This window comes from Neorhizobium galegae, from assembly GCF_017877135.1.
Lineage (GTDB): Bacteria > Pseudomonadota > Alphaproteobacteria > Rhizobiales > Rhizobiaceae > Neorhizobium > Neorhizobium galegae_A.
Genome location: NZ_JAGIPH010000006.1, coordinates 178,815 through 191,218, shown reverse-complemented (window position 1 = coordinate 191,218; position 12,404 = coordinate 178,815). Strand labels below are relative to the sequence as shown.

At 62.6% G+C, this 12,404-nt stretch carries 11 protein-coding genes; 8 read left to right on the top strand and 3 right to left on the bottom strand.

The window, feature by feature from the left end:
* The first annotated feature begins 193 nt into the window (after positions 1-193).
* The 8 genes from J2858_RS17945 to J2858_RS17910 all read left to right on the top strand — a co-directional run bounded on the left by J2858_RS17945 (position 194) and on the right by J2858_RS17910 (position 8,601).
* A complete protein-coding gene (locus tag J2858_RS17945; RefSeq protein WP_210106205.1) occupies positions 194-967 on the top strand; it encodes a LamB/YcsF family protein in 774 nt (257 codons plus the stop codon).
* Positions 968-979: 12 nt separating this feature from the next.
* On the top strand, positions 980-1,834 hold the full coding sequence (locus J2858_RS17940; RefSeq protein WP_210106204.1) for a D-amino-acid transaminase: 855 nt from the start codon (positions 980-982) through the stop codon (positions 1,832-1,834).
* Positions 1,835-1,996: 162 nt separating this feature from the next.
* Complete coding sequence (locus tag J2858_RS17935; RefSeq protein WP_210106203.1) at positions 1,997-2,905, top strand: LysR family transcriptional regulator; 909 nt, start codon at positions 1,997-1,999, stop codon at positions 2,903-2,905.
* Between the two features lie 123 nt (positions 2,906-3,028).
* A complete protein-coding gene (locus tag J2858_RS17930; protein WP_210106202.1) occupies positions 3,029-4,189 on the top strand; it encodes an ABC transporter substrate-binding protein in 1,161 nt (386 codons plus the stop codon).
* Positions 4,190-4,384: 195 nt separating this feature from the next.
* Positions 4,385-5,374, top strand: coding sequence for an ABC transporter ATP-binding protein (locus J2858_RS17925; protein ID WP_210106201.1), 990 nt, complete (start codon positions 4,385-4,387; stop codon positions 5,372-5,374).
* Complete coding sequence (locus tag J2858_RS17920; protein WP_210106200.1) at positions 5,371-6,324, top strand: ABC transporter permease; 954 nt, start codon at positions 5,371-5,373, stop codon at positions 6,322-6,324. The genes J2858_RS17925 and J2858_RS17920 overlap by 4 nt, the downstream gene beginning before the upstream one ends.
* A complete protein-coding gene (locus J2858_RS17915; RefSeq protein ID WP_210106199.1) occupies positions 6,314-7,129 on the top strand; it encodes an ABC transporter permease in 816 nt (271 codons plus the stop codon). Before J2858_RS17920 ends, J2858_RS17915 begins: the two co-directional genes overlap by 11 nt.
* Before the next feature lie 47 nt (positions 7,130-7,176).
* A complete protein-coding gene (locus tag J2858_RS17910) occupies positions 7,177-8,601 on the top strand; it encodes a gamma-aminobutyraldehyde dehydrogenase (protein ID WP_210106198.1) in 1,425 nt (474 codons plus the stop codon).
* Positions 8,602-8,682: 81 nt separating this feature from the next.
* Here the strand turns inward: J2858_RS17910 and J2858_RS17905 are convergent, their stop codons facing one another.
* The 3 genes from J2858_RS17905 to pobA all read right to left on the bottom strand — a co-directional run bounded on the left by J2858_RS17905 (position 8,683) and on the right by pobA (position 12,304).
* The gene (locus J2858_RS17905) at positions 8,683-9,921 is read right to left on the bottom strand and encodes an MFS transporter (RefSeq protein ID WP_245366574.1); all 1,239 of its coding nucleotides are present in this window, start codon (positions 9,919-9,921) and stop codon (positions 8,683-8,685) included.
* A gap of 5 nt (positions 9,922-9,926) precedes the next feature.
* Complete coding sequence (locus tag J2858_RS17900; protein ID WP_210106197.1) at positions 9,927-10,976, bottom strand: NAD(P)-dependent alcohol dehydrogenase; 1,050 nt, start codon at positions 10,974-10,976, stop codon at positions 9,927-9,929.
* Between the two features lie 158 nt (positions 10,977-11,134).
* The gene (gene pobA, locus J2858_RS17895; RefSeq protein WP_210106196.1) at positions 11,135-12,304 is read right to left on the bottom strand and encodes a 4-hydroxybenzoate 3-monooxygenase; all 1,170 of its coding nucleotides are present in this window, start codon (positions 12,302-12,304) and stop codon (positions 11,135-11,137) included.
* Positions 12,305-12,404: the final 100 nt, after the last annotated feature.

The window sequence follows — 12,404 nt, the reverse complement described above, 5'->3', positions numbered from 1 at the left end:
TCTGCAATCAAAGCGAGCGGCGTTACACCTTGTGTCTTGTCTTCTCATCTGTTCAGTCTGCGCAAATTCGCAGAGCAAACAACGTCCTTGTCATTTCAGTACACCGACTGTATGTCAAGACTGCCGCGCGATTAAGGTTGGCGATATCGCCCTTGGCGACGTGATTGCCGACGACAGGATAAGGATGGGCCGAATGCCTCAGATCGATCTCAACTGCGACATGGGTGAAAGCTTCGGCGCCTACACGATCGGCGACGACGCGGCGATGATGGACATCATCACCACGGCAAACATCGCCTGCGGATTTCATGCCGGCGATCCGAGCGTCATGCGCGATACCATTCTTTCGGCGCGGGAAAAGGGCGTGGCGATCGGCGCCCACCCCTCTTTCATGGATCTTTACGGCTTTGGCCGGCGCCGCATCTATGGCGAGCGGCCGGAAGATGTCGAAGCGCAGATCATCTACCAGATCGCCGCGATCCAGGGCATGGCGGCGGCACTCGGCTGGCCGATCACCCATGTGAAGACCCATGGTTCGCTCGGCAATATCGCCGCCGAAGACGAAACGCTGGCGCGTGTCTGCGTGAACGCCATCAAGGCGGTCGATCCGCGCCTCGTCTTCATCACCCTCCCCTATTCTCAGACGATGCGCGCGGCGGAAGCCGCAGGCCTTGCCGTTGCCTGCGAAGTCTATGCGGACCGCCGATACCTCGAAAACGGCATGCTGGCGCCGCGGCAGATGGAGGGCTCGGTGATCCACGATCTTTCGCAAAGCGTCGATCAGGTCCTCTCCATGGTCTGCGACAACCGGATCCCGACGCTGAACGGCGGGCATCTCGCCGTCGAAGCGGCGACCGTCTGCATTCACGGCGACACGCCGGGCGCGCCAGTGACCGCACGGGCGCTGCGCGACAAGCTCACCGACGCCGGCATCACCATTGCCCCCTTTACCAAACCCGCACCCTGAAAGGCTCCTCCCTTGTCTCGTATTGTCTACCTCAACGGCGCGTGGTTGCCGGAAGCGGATGCCAAGGTCTCGATCTTCGATCGCGGCTTTCTCTTTGCCGATGCGATCTATGAAGTCACCGGCGTCGTCGGCGGCAAGCTGCTCGAATATGAAGGCCACGCGGCCCGCCTGCAGCGCTCCATGACGGAACTCGGCATCACCTGCCCGCTGTCGCCGGACGATCTGCTCGAGGTCCATCGCGAAATCGTTCGCCGCAACGCTCTCAACGAAGGCCTGATCTACCTGCAGATCTCGCGCGGCACCGCCGACCGCGATTTCGCCTATCCCAAGGATCCCACGCCGACGCTGACGCTCTTTACCCAGGCAAAGCCGGTGCTCGACAATCCAAAGGTCGCGACCGGCATTTCGGTGGCCCTGCTGCCGGATCAGCGCTGGGCGCGCCGCGACATCAAGACCGTGCAGTTGCTTTATCCGTCGATGGCCAAGATGGAAGCGGCCTCCAGGGGCGCCGACGACGCCTGGCTGGTGGAAGACGGTTTCGTGACCGAGGCAAGCTCGGCAACCGCGCATATCATCAGCAAGGACGGCAGGCTGATCACCCGGCCGCTGTCGCATGCGATCCTGCACGGCATTACCCGTGCAAGCGTCCTCGACATCGCCGAAGAGGCGGGCATCGCTTTTGAAGAGCGCGCCTTTACGCCCGATGAAGCCATGGATGCGGCGGAAGCCTTCATCACCTCGGCCACCAATTTCGTTCTGCCGGTGGTGTCAATCGACGGCCAGCCGGTCGGCGATGGCAAGCCAGGTCCGCTGACGCTGAAGTTGCGCGCGCTTTACATCGCCCGCAAGACGGCAAGCGCCATCTGAACGCAGCGGAGCTTTGCCTGGTCCTCCCCTCTGCCCATCTCGCGTGAGGGAAGCCCGAACTAGGTCCAGGGCGGAAGGCATGCTGCTTTCCCTTCAAAAAATTTGCCGCAGAGCCTGCTCTGCGGCCTTGTTGATGTCTACCGGGCAGTGTTTTAAGGGGGAATGGCTTTCACATTCCGCCAGCTGCAGTTCTTCATCGCCGTCGCCGAACAGGGCTCGATCACCCGTGCGGCGCAGAACCTCTCCATCTCGCAATCCTCCGTTACCGAAGCGATCAAGGAGCTGGAGGCGGATCTTGGGGTGGAGCTGTTCGAGCGCCATCCGCGCGGGCTGACGATGACGCATAACGGCCACCAGTTCCTGCGTCATGCCACGAAAATCCATGCCAGCGTCTCGGATGCCCGCAACGCTTTTTCCGGCCCAACGCAGATCGAGGGCGGAACGCTGAACATCGGCGTCACCTCCCTCGTGGCCGGCTATGTCCTTTCCGACCTGCTGGCCCGATATCGCCGCGCCTGCCCCGGTGTCGAGGTTTCGGCGGTCGAGGACAACGGCTCCTATCTGGAACATCTGCTGGTCGGCGGGGAACTGGATGTGGCGGTGATGGTGATCTCCAACCTGCGTGACCGCATGGCGCTGCAGGCGGAAATCCTGGAGACCTCCCCCTATCGACTGTGGCTTCCCATGGGCCATCCGCTGGTCTCGGCCGATATCATTACGCCGACCGACGTGGCGCGCGAGCCGCTGATCATGCTGACGGTGGATGAAATCGAGGAAAATACCGGAAAACTTCTCTCGGCGCTTGGCGCGCGCCCGCATGTGGCGTTTCGCACCCGCTCGGTGGAAGCGGTGCGCAGCCTGGTGGCGACCGGCGCCGGCATCGCGCTTCTGCCGGATCTGGTCTATCGCCCCTGGTCGCTGGAAGGCGACCGCATCGAAAGCCGCGATGTCTCCGGCTCGCTGCCGGTGGTGCAGGTGGGCATGGTCTGGCGCAAGGGGTCGAGCCTGCCCCAGTCGGCGCGCGATTTCATCGGCATTGCCGAGGCCATGCGCAGCGGACGCGGGCGTTAGGCTTCAGGTATCGGAAAATCCGATATCGACGTTCTGCCAAATGAATTTGCGAAGGCTCGCATTTCGTCGCAGGTTTCGTTCGGGAACAAAAGTCGAAAAATCGACATCGAACGGGAGCCTTCCATGACATCCTTCCTGAAGACGTGCACGACCCTTTCCGTATTCCTGAGCTTTACCACCGCATCGATTGCGCAAGAGCCGCTGAAGGCCGTCGGCGCCGGTGAAGGCGCGCTCTCCATCGTCGCCTGGGCCGGCTATATCGAGCGCGGCGAGACCGACAAGAACTATGACTGGGTGACGAAATTCGAAACGGAGACGGGCTGCAAGGTGTCCGTGAAGACCGCAGCCACCTCGGATGAAATGGTGTCGCTGATGAACGAAGGCGGTTTTGACCTCGTCACCGCCTCGGGCGACGCTTCGCTGCGCCTCATCGCCGGCAAGCGCGTACAGCCGATCAACACCGCCCTCATCCCCAGTTGGAAGACGCTGGACGAGCGTCTGCAGAATGCGCCCTGGCATACGGTGAAGGGCGTTCATTACGGCGTTCCCTATGTCTGGGGTCCCAATGTCCTCATGTACAATACCGATGCCTTCAAGGGCGAAGCGCCCAAGAGCTGGAAAGTCGTCTTCGAGGAAATGACCCTCCCGGACGGCAAGTCCAACAAGGGCCGCGTTCAGGCCTATGACGGCCCGATCTATGTGGCCGATGCAGCACTTTATCTGAAGGCGCACAAGCCGGAACTCGGCATCAAGGATCCTTACGAGCTCAACGAGGACCAGTACAAGGCGGCCCTCGAACTCCTGCGCGGCCAGCGCAAGCTGGTCGGCCGCTACTGGCACGATGCCATGATCCAGACCGACGATTTCAAGAATGAAGGCGTCGTCGCCTCCGGGTCCTGGCCGTTCCAGGTGAACCTCCTGCAGGCGGAAAAGGCAAAGATCGCCTCCACCTTCCCGGAGGAGGGCACCACCGGCTGGGCCGATACGACCATGCTGCATGCTGATGCCGCGCACCCCAACTGCGCCTACAAATGGATGGAGCACTCGCTGTCGGCCAAGGTGCAGGGTGACGTCTCTGCCTGGTTCGGCGCCAATCCCTCCGTTCCCGCCGCCTGCAAGGGCAATGCGCTGCTGACCGACGAAGGCTGCGCGACCAATGGCTACGACAATTTTGCCAAAATCAGCTTCTGGAAGACGCCGATCAGCAAGTGCGAAAGCCAGGGCGAGTGCGTGCCCTATCACCGCTGGGTGTCCGATTATATCGGCGTGATCGGCGGCCGCTGAGGCATTGCCCGCGGGTGCAATGCCCGCCAGCCTCTTCCCGTCAACGGGAAGAGGCGCCCTGCCCTGACGCCTCCGCGCCCGCTGTCGACGCTGAGCGCCGCGGGAGAGACCGGCGCGCGGTGCCGTCTCTTCATCGGGGGCGGACAGTGGCGGCGGCAGGCGAATGAAGGACACGCCAACAAAACTGGAGCTTCCATGACCGCAGCCGTTTCCTTTTCCGGCGTCTCGCGCCATTTCGGCAAGGTCCAGGCCGTCGATCGGGTGGATCTTGTCGTCGAGCCGGGCGAGTTCTTTGCCATGCTCGGCCCGTCCGGTTCCGGCAAGACCACCTGTCTGCGCCTGATTGCCGGTTTCGAGCAGCCCGATAGCGGCCATATCGAGATTTTTGGCGAGACCGCCGAGGGCGTGCCGCCCTATCGCCGCAACGTCAACACCGTCTTCCAGGACTATGCGCTGTTTCCGCACTTCAGCATTCTCGACAATGTCGCCTATGGCCTGATGGTCAAGGGCATCGGCAAGGCCGAGCGTCACCGGCAGGCTGAGGAGGCGCTGGCACTGGTGAAACTGCCGGATTACGGGGCGCGAAAGCCCGGCCAGCTCTCCGGCGGCCAGCGCCAGCGCGTCGCCCTTGCCCGCGCGCTCGTCAACCGTCCGCGCGTTCTCCTGCTCGATGAACCGCTCGGTGCGCTGGACCTCAAGCTGCGCGAAAGCATGCAGGAGGAGCTGAAAAGCCTGCAACGCAGCCTGGGCATTACCTTCATCTTCGTCACGCATGACCAGGGGGAAGCGCTGTCCATGGCCGACCGCGTGGCGGTGTTCAACAAGGGCCGGATCGTCCAGGCCGGCACGCCGCAGGAGATCTACAATCGCCCGAAGACCCGTTTCGTGGCGGATTTCGTCGGCTCCTCCAATGTCATCGATCCGGACGCCATGCGGTACTTCGGCGGTGAGGCGCGTTGTGCAAGCCTGCGCCCGGAAGCCATTTCTCTGGTGCGCGACGGTGGCGTGCGGGCCCATGTGCGCTCGGCCGCCTTTCTCGGCGCGGCGACCCGCCTTGGCGTCACGGCAGGCGATGTCAGCCTCAGCGTGATGCTGCCGGCCGGCCAGCCGGTGCCGGAACAAGGCACGGAGGTCGGGCTCACCTGGGCGCCCGGCGATGTGCATTACATGGACGATGCGGCATGACCGGAGCGTTTTCCCAAGGCGTCATCAGCGCGCGGCGCGCGGGCCTCTCGGGCCGCCTTTCGGATCTCTTCTGGCGGCGACCGCAGCTTCTGCTCATCCTGATGCTGACCCCGCCGCTTCTCTGGCTCGGCATCATCTATGTCGGATCGCTTTTGGCGCTTCTGGCGCAGAGCTTCTTTGCCATCGACGATTTTTCCGGTCTGGTGACCTATGAGCTGACGCTGGACACCTATCGGCAGCTGCTGAACCCGGCCAATCTCGACATCATCCTGCGCACGCTCGTGATGGCGGTCGCGGTCACGGTGGCCTCGGCCTTCATCGCCTTTCCGATCGCCTATTACGCGGCGCGTTATGCGAAGGGCCGCTGGAAAGCCTTCTTCTATCTCGGCGTGATGATGCCGCTCTGGTCGAGCTATCTGGTCAAGGTCTATGCCTGGAAGCTGATTCTCGCCAAGGAAGGCATCCTCACCTGGATCTTTGCACGGCTGCACCTCTCCTCTGTTCTGGACAGCGTGCTGGCACTGCCGGTGATCGGCGGCAATTCGCTCTCGGTCAGCTATATTGGCACCTTCCTCGTCTTCGTCTATATCTGGCTGCCCTACATGATCCTGCCGACGCAGGCGGCACTCGAGCGGGTGCCGAAAACGCTGGTGGAAGCCTCTGGCGACCTCGGTGCCACGCCGCGCCAGACGTTTTTCACCGTCCTTCTGCCGCTTGCACTGCCGGGACTGGTGGCCGGATCGATCTTCACCTTCTCGCTGACGCTTGGCGATTACATCATTCCGCAGATCATCGGATCGTCGCGCCTGTTCATCGGTCAGGCCGTCTATGCGCAGCAGGGAACGGCCGGCAATGTGCCGCTGGCGGCGGCCTTTTCCGTGGTGCCCATCGTCATCATGGGCGTCTATCTGGCGATTGCCAAACGCATGGGGGCTTTCGATGCGCTCTGATACAGAAGCCACGGCAAGCTTGCCGTTGAAGATTGCAGCCGGCGCCGGCATAGCCTTCCTGCATCTGCCGATCCTCCTCATTTTCGTCTATGCCTTCACCACGGAAGAGAAAAGCTTCCAGTGGCCGCCACCGGGCCTGACGCTCAACTGGTTTTCGGTGGCCTGGAACCGGCCCGACGTGTGGCAGGCGCTTTCCCTTTCGGTGAAGGTCGCAAGCGTTGCAACGGCGATTGCACTTCTCCTCGGCACGCTTGCCGCAGCGGCCGTCTCGCAGACCCGTTTCTTTGGCCGCGAGGCGATTTCGCTCCTGGTCATCCTGCCGATTGCGCTTCCCGGCATCATCACCGGCATTGCGCTGCGGTCGGCCTTTTCGCTGGCCGATATTCCCTATTCGCTCTGGACGATCATTCTCGGCCACGGCACCTTTTGCGTCGTGGTCGTCTACAACAATGCAGTCGCCCGGTTCCGGCGCACATCCGGCTCGCTGATCGAGGCGTCGATGGATCTGGGCGCCGACGGGTTCCAGACCTTCCGCCACATCATCCTGCCCAATATCGCAACGGCGCTTCTGGCCGGCGGCATGCTGGCCTTTGCGCTCTCCTTCGATGAGGTGATCGTGACGACGTTTACAGGCGGCCAGCAAGCCACCCTGCCGATCTGGATGCTGCAGGAACTGATCCGCCCGCGCCAGCGCCCGGTGACCAATGTGGTTGCCGTCGTCGTGGTGCTTGTCACCTTCCTGCCCATCCTTGCCGCCTATTACCTGACCCGCGACACCGACGAGATTGCCGGCAGCGGGAAATGACGGGACAGTCTGCGTCACTATCAACATCATACAAAAGGGAGCGCATCATGAACACGGACATGCTGATCGGGGCATCCTTCGTCGCAGGCACGGAGGTGGAGGAAAAGATCCTCAACCCGCGCACCGGCGAAACCATTCTGGAGCTGCCGGAGGCCTCGCTGACGCAGATCGATGCGGCTGTCGATGCGGCCGAAAAGGCTTTCGATCGCTTTGCCACCACGACACCCGCGGAGCGTTCGGCCTATCTTCTGGCGATCGCCGATGCCATCGAGCGGGATGCCGACGCCTTTGCAGCGCTTGAAGCGCTCAATTGCGGCAAGCCTATCCATGCGGTGCGCAATGACGAAATTCCGGCGGTGGTGGACTGCTACCGTTTCTTTGCCGGTGCGATCCGCACGCTGCAGGCCCCGGTCTCGGGCGAATATCTGCCGGGGCACACGTCGATGATCCGCCGCGATCCGGTCGGCATCATCGGCTCGATCGCGCCATGGAACTATCCGCTGATGATGATGGCCTGGAAGCTGGCACCGGCGCTTGCCGGCGGCAATACGGTGGTGTTCAAGCCCTCCGAACAGACGCCGCTGACCGCGCTCAAAATGGCAAAACTTCTGGCCGAGATTCTGCCGGAAGGCGTGGTGAACGTTGTTCTGGGACGGGGAGAAAGTGCCGGCAACGCGCTGATCAACCACCCGAAGATCAACATGGTGTCGATCACCGGCGATATTGCGACGGGCAAGAAAGTGCTGGTCGCAGCCTCGAAGACCGTCAAGCGCACGCATCTGGAACTCGGCGGCAAGGCACCGGTCATCATCTATGACGATGCCGACATCGAGGCCGCCGTCGCAGCCATCCGCACCTTCGGCTACTACAATGCCGGCCAGGACTGCACGGCTGCCTGCCGCATCTACGCCGCCGACAAGATTTACGACAAGTTCGTCGCCGATCTCTCAAGCGCGGTCTCCACCATCCGCTACAATCTGGGCGATGACACCCAGAACGAGATCGGCCCGCTGATTTCCAAGCGCCAGCGCGACCGGGTGGAAAGTTTTGTGGCGCGTGCGGCCGAACACAGCCATATCGAGGTGGTGACCGGCGGGACGGTGGCGAGCGAGAACGGCTTCTACTATGCGCCGACCGTGGTGGCCGGCGCCACGCAGGACGATGAAATCGTGCGCCGCGAGGTCTTTGGCCCGGTCGTGTCCGTCACCCGCTTCAAGGAGCAGGAGGAGGCGGTCAGATGGGCCAATGACAGCGATTACGGCCTTGCCTCATCCGTCTGGACCAAGGACATTTCCCGCGCCATGACCACCGCCACGCGGCTGCGCTACGGCTGCACCTGGATCAACACGCATTTCATGCTGTGCAACGAGATGCCGCATGGCGGCTTGAAGCAGTCCGGCTACGGCAAGGATCTGTCGCTCTACGCGCTTGAAGATTATACGGCCGTCCGCCATCTGATGATTGCGCACTGAGCCACAGCACTGAAGGATGTCGCCCGGTGGGCGGCATCCCCGGATGATCGACCAACCCAGGCCGATGGCAATCGCCAAGGGTCAGCCCCGGCGATTTCCCCGTTGTTCCAGCAGGAACAGAACCACGCCCAGCACACCGAGCAGGCTGCCGAAGGCGGCGGTGCCGGTCCAGCCGGCGGCGTGATAGGTGAGCGTGCCGAGCGTCGAGCCGATGGCGCCGCCGATGAAGGCAGAGGTCATGTAGATGGCGTTGAGGCGGCCACGCTTTTCCGGCGCGATGGCAAAGATGATGCGCTGGCTGACGATCTGGTTGGCCTGTACGCCGGCATCGATGAGGACGGCGCAGACCCCGAGAAGAACCAGGGCACCGGCGGCGACTGCATAGCCGCTGGCGGCAAAGAAGGCGGCAAGTCCGACCATGGCCGTGAGTGACAGAAGCCGTCCGAGGCCGCGATCGGCAAGCCGCCCGACGATGGGGGCGGCAAGCGCGCCGCCGGCGCCGGCAAGCGCAAAGAGGCCGATCTGGTGCTGGCCAAGGCCGAAGCGCTCGGACAGCGCAAACGGGATGGCCGTCCAGAACAGGTTGAAGGCGCAGAACACGATGGCCTGGTAGAGCGAGCGCCAGCGCAGAACCGGCGTCTCCCGGATGAGGCTTCCCATGGAGCCCAGGATCTGCGGATAGGTCATGCCGCTTTGCGGCTGCTGGCGCGGCATCATGCGGGCAAGCGACAGGCCGATCACCGCCATGAGGGCGGCTGATACGAAGAAAATGGCGCGCCAGCCAAAGCTTGCGGCGACAAACAGCGAAACCGGTCGGGCCAGCATGATGCCGGTGAGGACCGCTGCCATGACATTGCCGACGACGCGGCCACGGCGCGCGATCGGCACCCGGTGGGCGATGAAGGGGATCAGCACCTGCGCGCCAGTGGAGCAGACACCGATCAGGAAGGAGGCCAGCACGAAGGGGAGAACGGTGTTTGATAGCCCCATGGCGACAAGGCCGAGCATGGTGATGGTCAGCGTGATCAGCACCAGCCGCTTGTTTTCGACGAGATCGGCAAGCGAGACGAGGAAGAACAGGCCGACACCATAGCCGATCTGGGTGACGGAGGTGAGCGCGCCGGCAAGATCGGCATTGATGCCGAGATCGGCGGCAATCTCGCTCACCAGCGGCTGGGCGTAGTAGATATTGGCGACGAGCGAGCCCGCCGCCAATCCGATGACGGAGATCAACGCCGCCGAAGGGGCCTCGGGCTCCGCCTCCACCGTTTTGGGGCGGGGCGACATCCCGTTCAAACCTTCGGAGCGTTGGTCCATCATCTGTTTCAGGCCTTCGGCAGCGTTGCCATGTCGATCACGAAGCGGTAGCGCACGTCGCTCTTGATGACGCGCTCATAGGCTTCGTTGATGTCCTTGATGTCGATCAGTTCGATTTCCGGCAAGATGTCGTGCTTTCCGCAAAAGTCCAGCATCTCCTGCGTTTCCTTGATCGAGCCGATCATGGAGCCGGCAAGTGTGCGACGCCCACCGATCAGCGCGAAGGCATGAACCGGCACCGGATTTTCCGGAACGCCGAGCAGGACCATCGTGCCATCGACCTTCAGAAGCGACAGATAGGCGTTCCAGTCGATCTCGGCACTGACGGTGCACAGGATGAGATCGAAGGTGCCGGCCAAAGTCTTGAAGGTTTCGGCGTCCGAGGTCGCGTAATAGGCCTTGGCGCCGAAGGCCAAGCCATCGTCCTTCTTCGACAGGCTCTGCGACAGCACGGTGATATCGGCGCCCATGGCGGCACCGATCTTTACGCCCATATGGCCAAGGCCGCCCATGCCGATGACGGCCACCTTCTTGCCGGGACCGGCCTTCCAGTGGGCAAGCGGCGAATAGAGCGTGATGCCGGCACACAGAAGCGGGGCTGCCCGGTCCAGCGGCAGGTTGTCCGGGATGGAGAGGACATAGCCTTCCTTGACGACCATGCTGTCGGAATAGCCGCCATAGGTCGGCGTCGTGCCGTCGGCCTCATAGGCGTTGTAAGTGCCGACAAGGCCCGGCTGATACTGTTCGGTGTCCAGGTCGCGGCTGGCGCAATGGACGCAGGAATCGACAAAGCAGCCGACACCGACGTGATCGCCGACCTTGAAACGGGTGACGCCCGAACCGACCGCGGTCACGATGCCGGCGACCTCATGGCCCGGAACCATCGGATAGATCGAGCCGCCCCATTCGTTGCGGGCCTGGTGGATATCCGAGTGGCAGACACCGCAATATTTGATGGAGATGACGACATCGTCCTCGCGTGGCTCGCGGCGTTCGAAGGTGAACGGTTCGAGCGGCTTGGACGCATCCGTTGCCGCATAGCCTCGTGCAATAGCCATGGTGATGACCTTTCGGTAGAAGTGATCTCAGTCGTCGAAACGACAACGGCTCCACAGGGCGGGAGCCGTTGTCCTTCATAACGCCCGGGCGCGTCATTCGGTTTGTTTGATCCACCGGAATTCTTGCACGATCCTCCGGCAGTCGTGCCACCCTCCCCTCAGTAGGGCAGGCCGACGTAATTTTCCGCCATGGCGGTGGAGGCGGCCGTGGAATGGGTAAGATAATCCAGCTCCGCCTCCTGGATCTTCTGGCCGAACTCGCCGGTGTCGGGAAAGCGGTGCATCAGCGTCGTCATCGACCAGGAGAAGCGCACGGACTTCCACACCCGCTTCAGCGCGCGCTCGGAATAGACATCGATGCCGGCGGATGATCCATCGCCATAGTGTTCGCGCAGGCCTTCAAACAGATAGAAGACGTCGCTTGCGGCAAGGTTCAGCCCCTTGGCGCCGGTCGGCGGCACGATATGGGCGGCGTCGCCGACGAGGAACAGGCGCCCGAAGCGCATCGGTTCGGCGACGAAGGAGCGCAGCGGCGCGATCGATTTTTCGAACGAAGGACCGGTGACCATCGCCTCGGCGTGTTCTGCAGGAAGCCGGCGGCGCAACTCGTCGAAGAAGCGTTCGTCCGACCAGTTCTCCACCCTGTCGGTCAGTTCGCATTGCACATAATACCGGCTGCGGGTGGGCGAGCGCATGGAGCAGAGCGCAAAGCCGCGCGGATGGTTGGCATAGATCAGCTCGTGGCTGACGGGCGGAATTTCGGCGAGTACGCCGAGCCAGCCGAAGGGGTAGATTTTTTCGAAATTCTGGATGGCATTCTCCGGCACTGCCTTGCGGCTTGCGCCATGAAAGCCGTCGCAACCGGCGATGAAGTCACAGTCGATGCGATGGGTTACGCCATCCATCTCATAGGTGACGTAAGGGGCGGCGCCATCAAAGTCATGGGGCTCAACATTGTGCGCATCATAGAGGGTGACGGCGCCTGAGGCCTCGCGTGCCTCCATGAGGTCGCGCGTCACTTCCGTCTGCCCATAGACCATGACCTTCTTGCCGGTGAGGCCGTAAAGGTCGATGCGATGATCGCGCCCGTCGAAGGCGAGCGAGAAACCGTCATGCGGCAGGCCTTCGGCATGCATGCGCCGGCCGGCGCCCGCCTCGTCGATCAGCCCGACTGTTCCCCATTCCAGAACGCCGGCACGCACGCGGCCCAGGATATACTCCTTGCCCACCCGGTCGAGGATGATGTTGTCTATGCCGGCCTTCGTCAGAAGCTGTCCGAGCAGAAGGCCGGAAGGTCCGGAGCCGATGATAAGAACCTGCGTGCGCATGATGACGAAATCCTCCCGAATTTGCATTTGTCAGGAGAATTGCCCGCGCAAGGGCTCTCAAACAATGGACATTCCCGGCGCGTTCTGGAACAAATCGAAC

Bases quoted from the DNA above. Each gene is read 5' to 3' on its own strand.
- J2858_RS17945 (WP_210106205.1), top strand. From the start codon at position 194: ATGCCTCAGATCGATCTCAACTGCGACATGGGTGAAAGCTTCGGCGCC.
- J2858_RS17935 (WP_210106203.1), top strand. From the start codon at position 1,997: ATGGCTTTCACATTCCGCCAGCTGCAGTTCTTCATCGCCGTCGCCGAA.
- J2858_RS17930 (WP_210106202.1), top strand. From the start codon at position 3,029: ATGACATCCTTCCTGAAGACGTGCACGACCCTTTCCGTATTCCTGAGC.
- J2858_RS17925 (WP_210106201.1), top strand. From the start codon at position 4,385: ATGACCGCAGCCGTTTCCTTTTCCGGCGTCTCGCGCCATTTCGGCAAG.
- J2858_RS17920 (WP_210106200.1), top strand. From the start codon at position 5,371: ATGACCGGAGCGTTTTCCCAAGGCGTCATCAGCGCGCGGCGCGCGGGC.
- J2858_RS17915 (WP_210106199.1), top strand. From the start codon at position 6,314: ATGCGCTCTGATACAGAAGCCACGGCAAGCTTGCCGTTGAAGATTGCA.
- J2858_RS17910 (WP_210106198.1), top strand. From the start codon at position 7,177: ATGAACACGGACATGCTGATCGGGGCATCCTTCGTCGCAGGCACGGAG.
- J2858_RS17905 (WP_245366574.1), bottom strand. From the start codon at position 9,921: ATGATGGACCAACGCTCCGAAGGTTTGAACGGGATGTCGCCCCGCCCC.
- J2858_RS17900 (WP_210106197.1), bottom strand. From the start codon at position 10,976: ATGGCTATTGCACGAGGCTATGCGGCAACGGATGCGTCCAAGCCGCTC.
- pobA (WP_210106196.1), bottom strand. From the start codon at position 12,304: ATGCGCACGCAGGTTCTTATCATCGGCTCCGGACCTTCCGGCCTTCTG.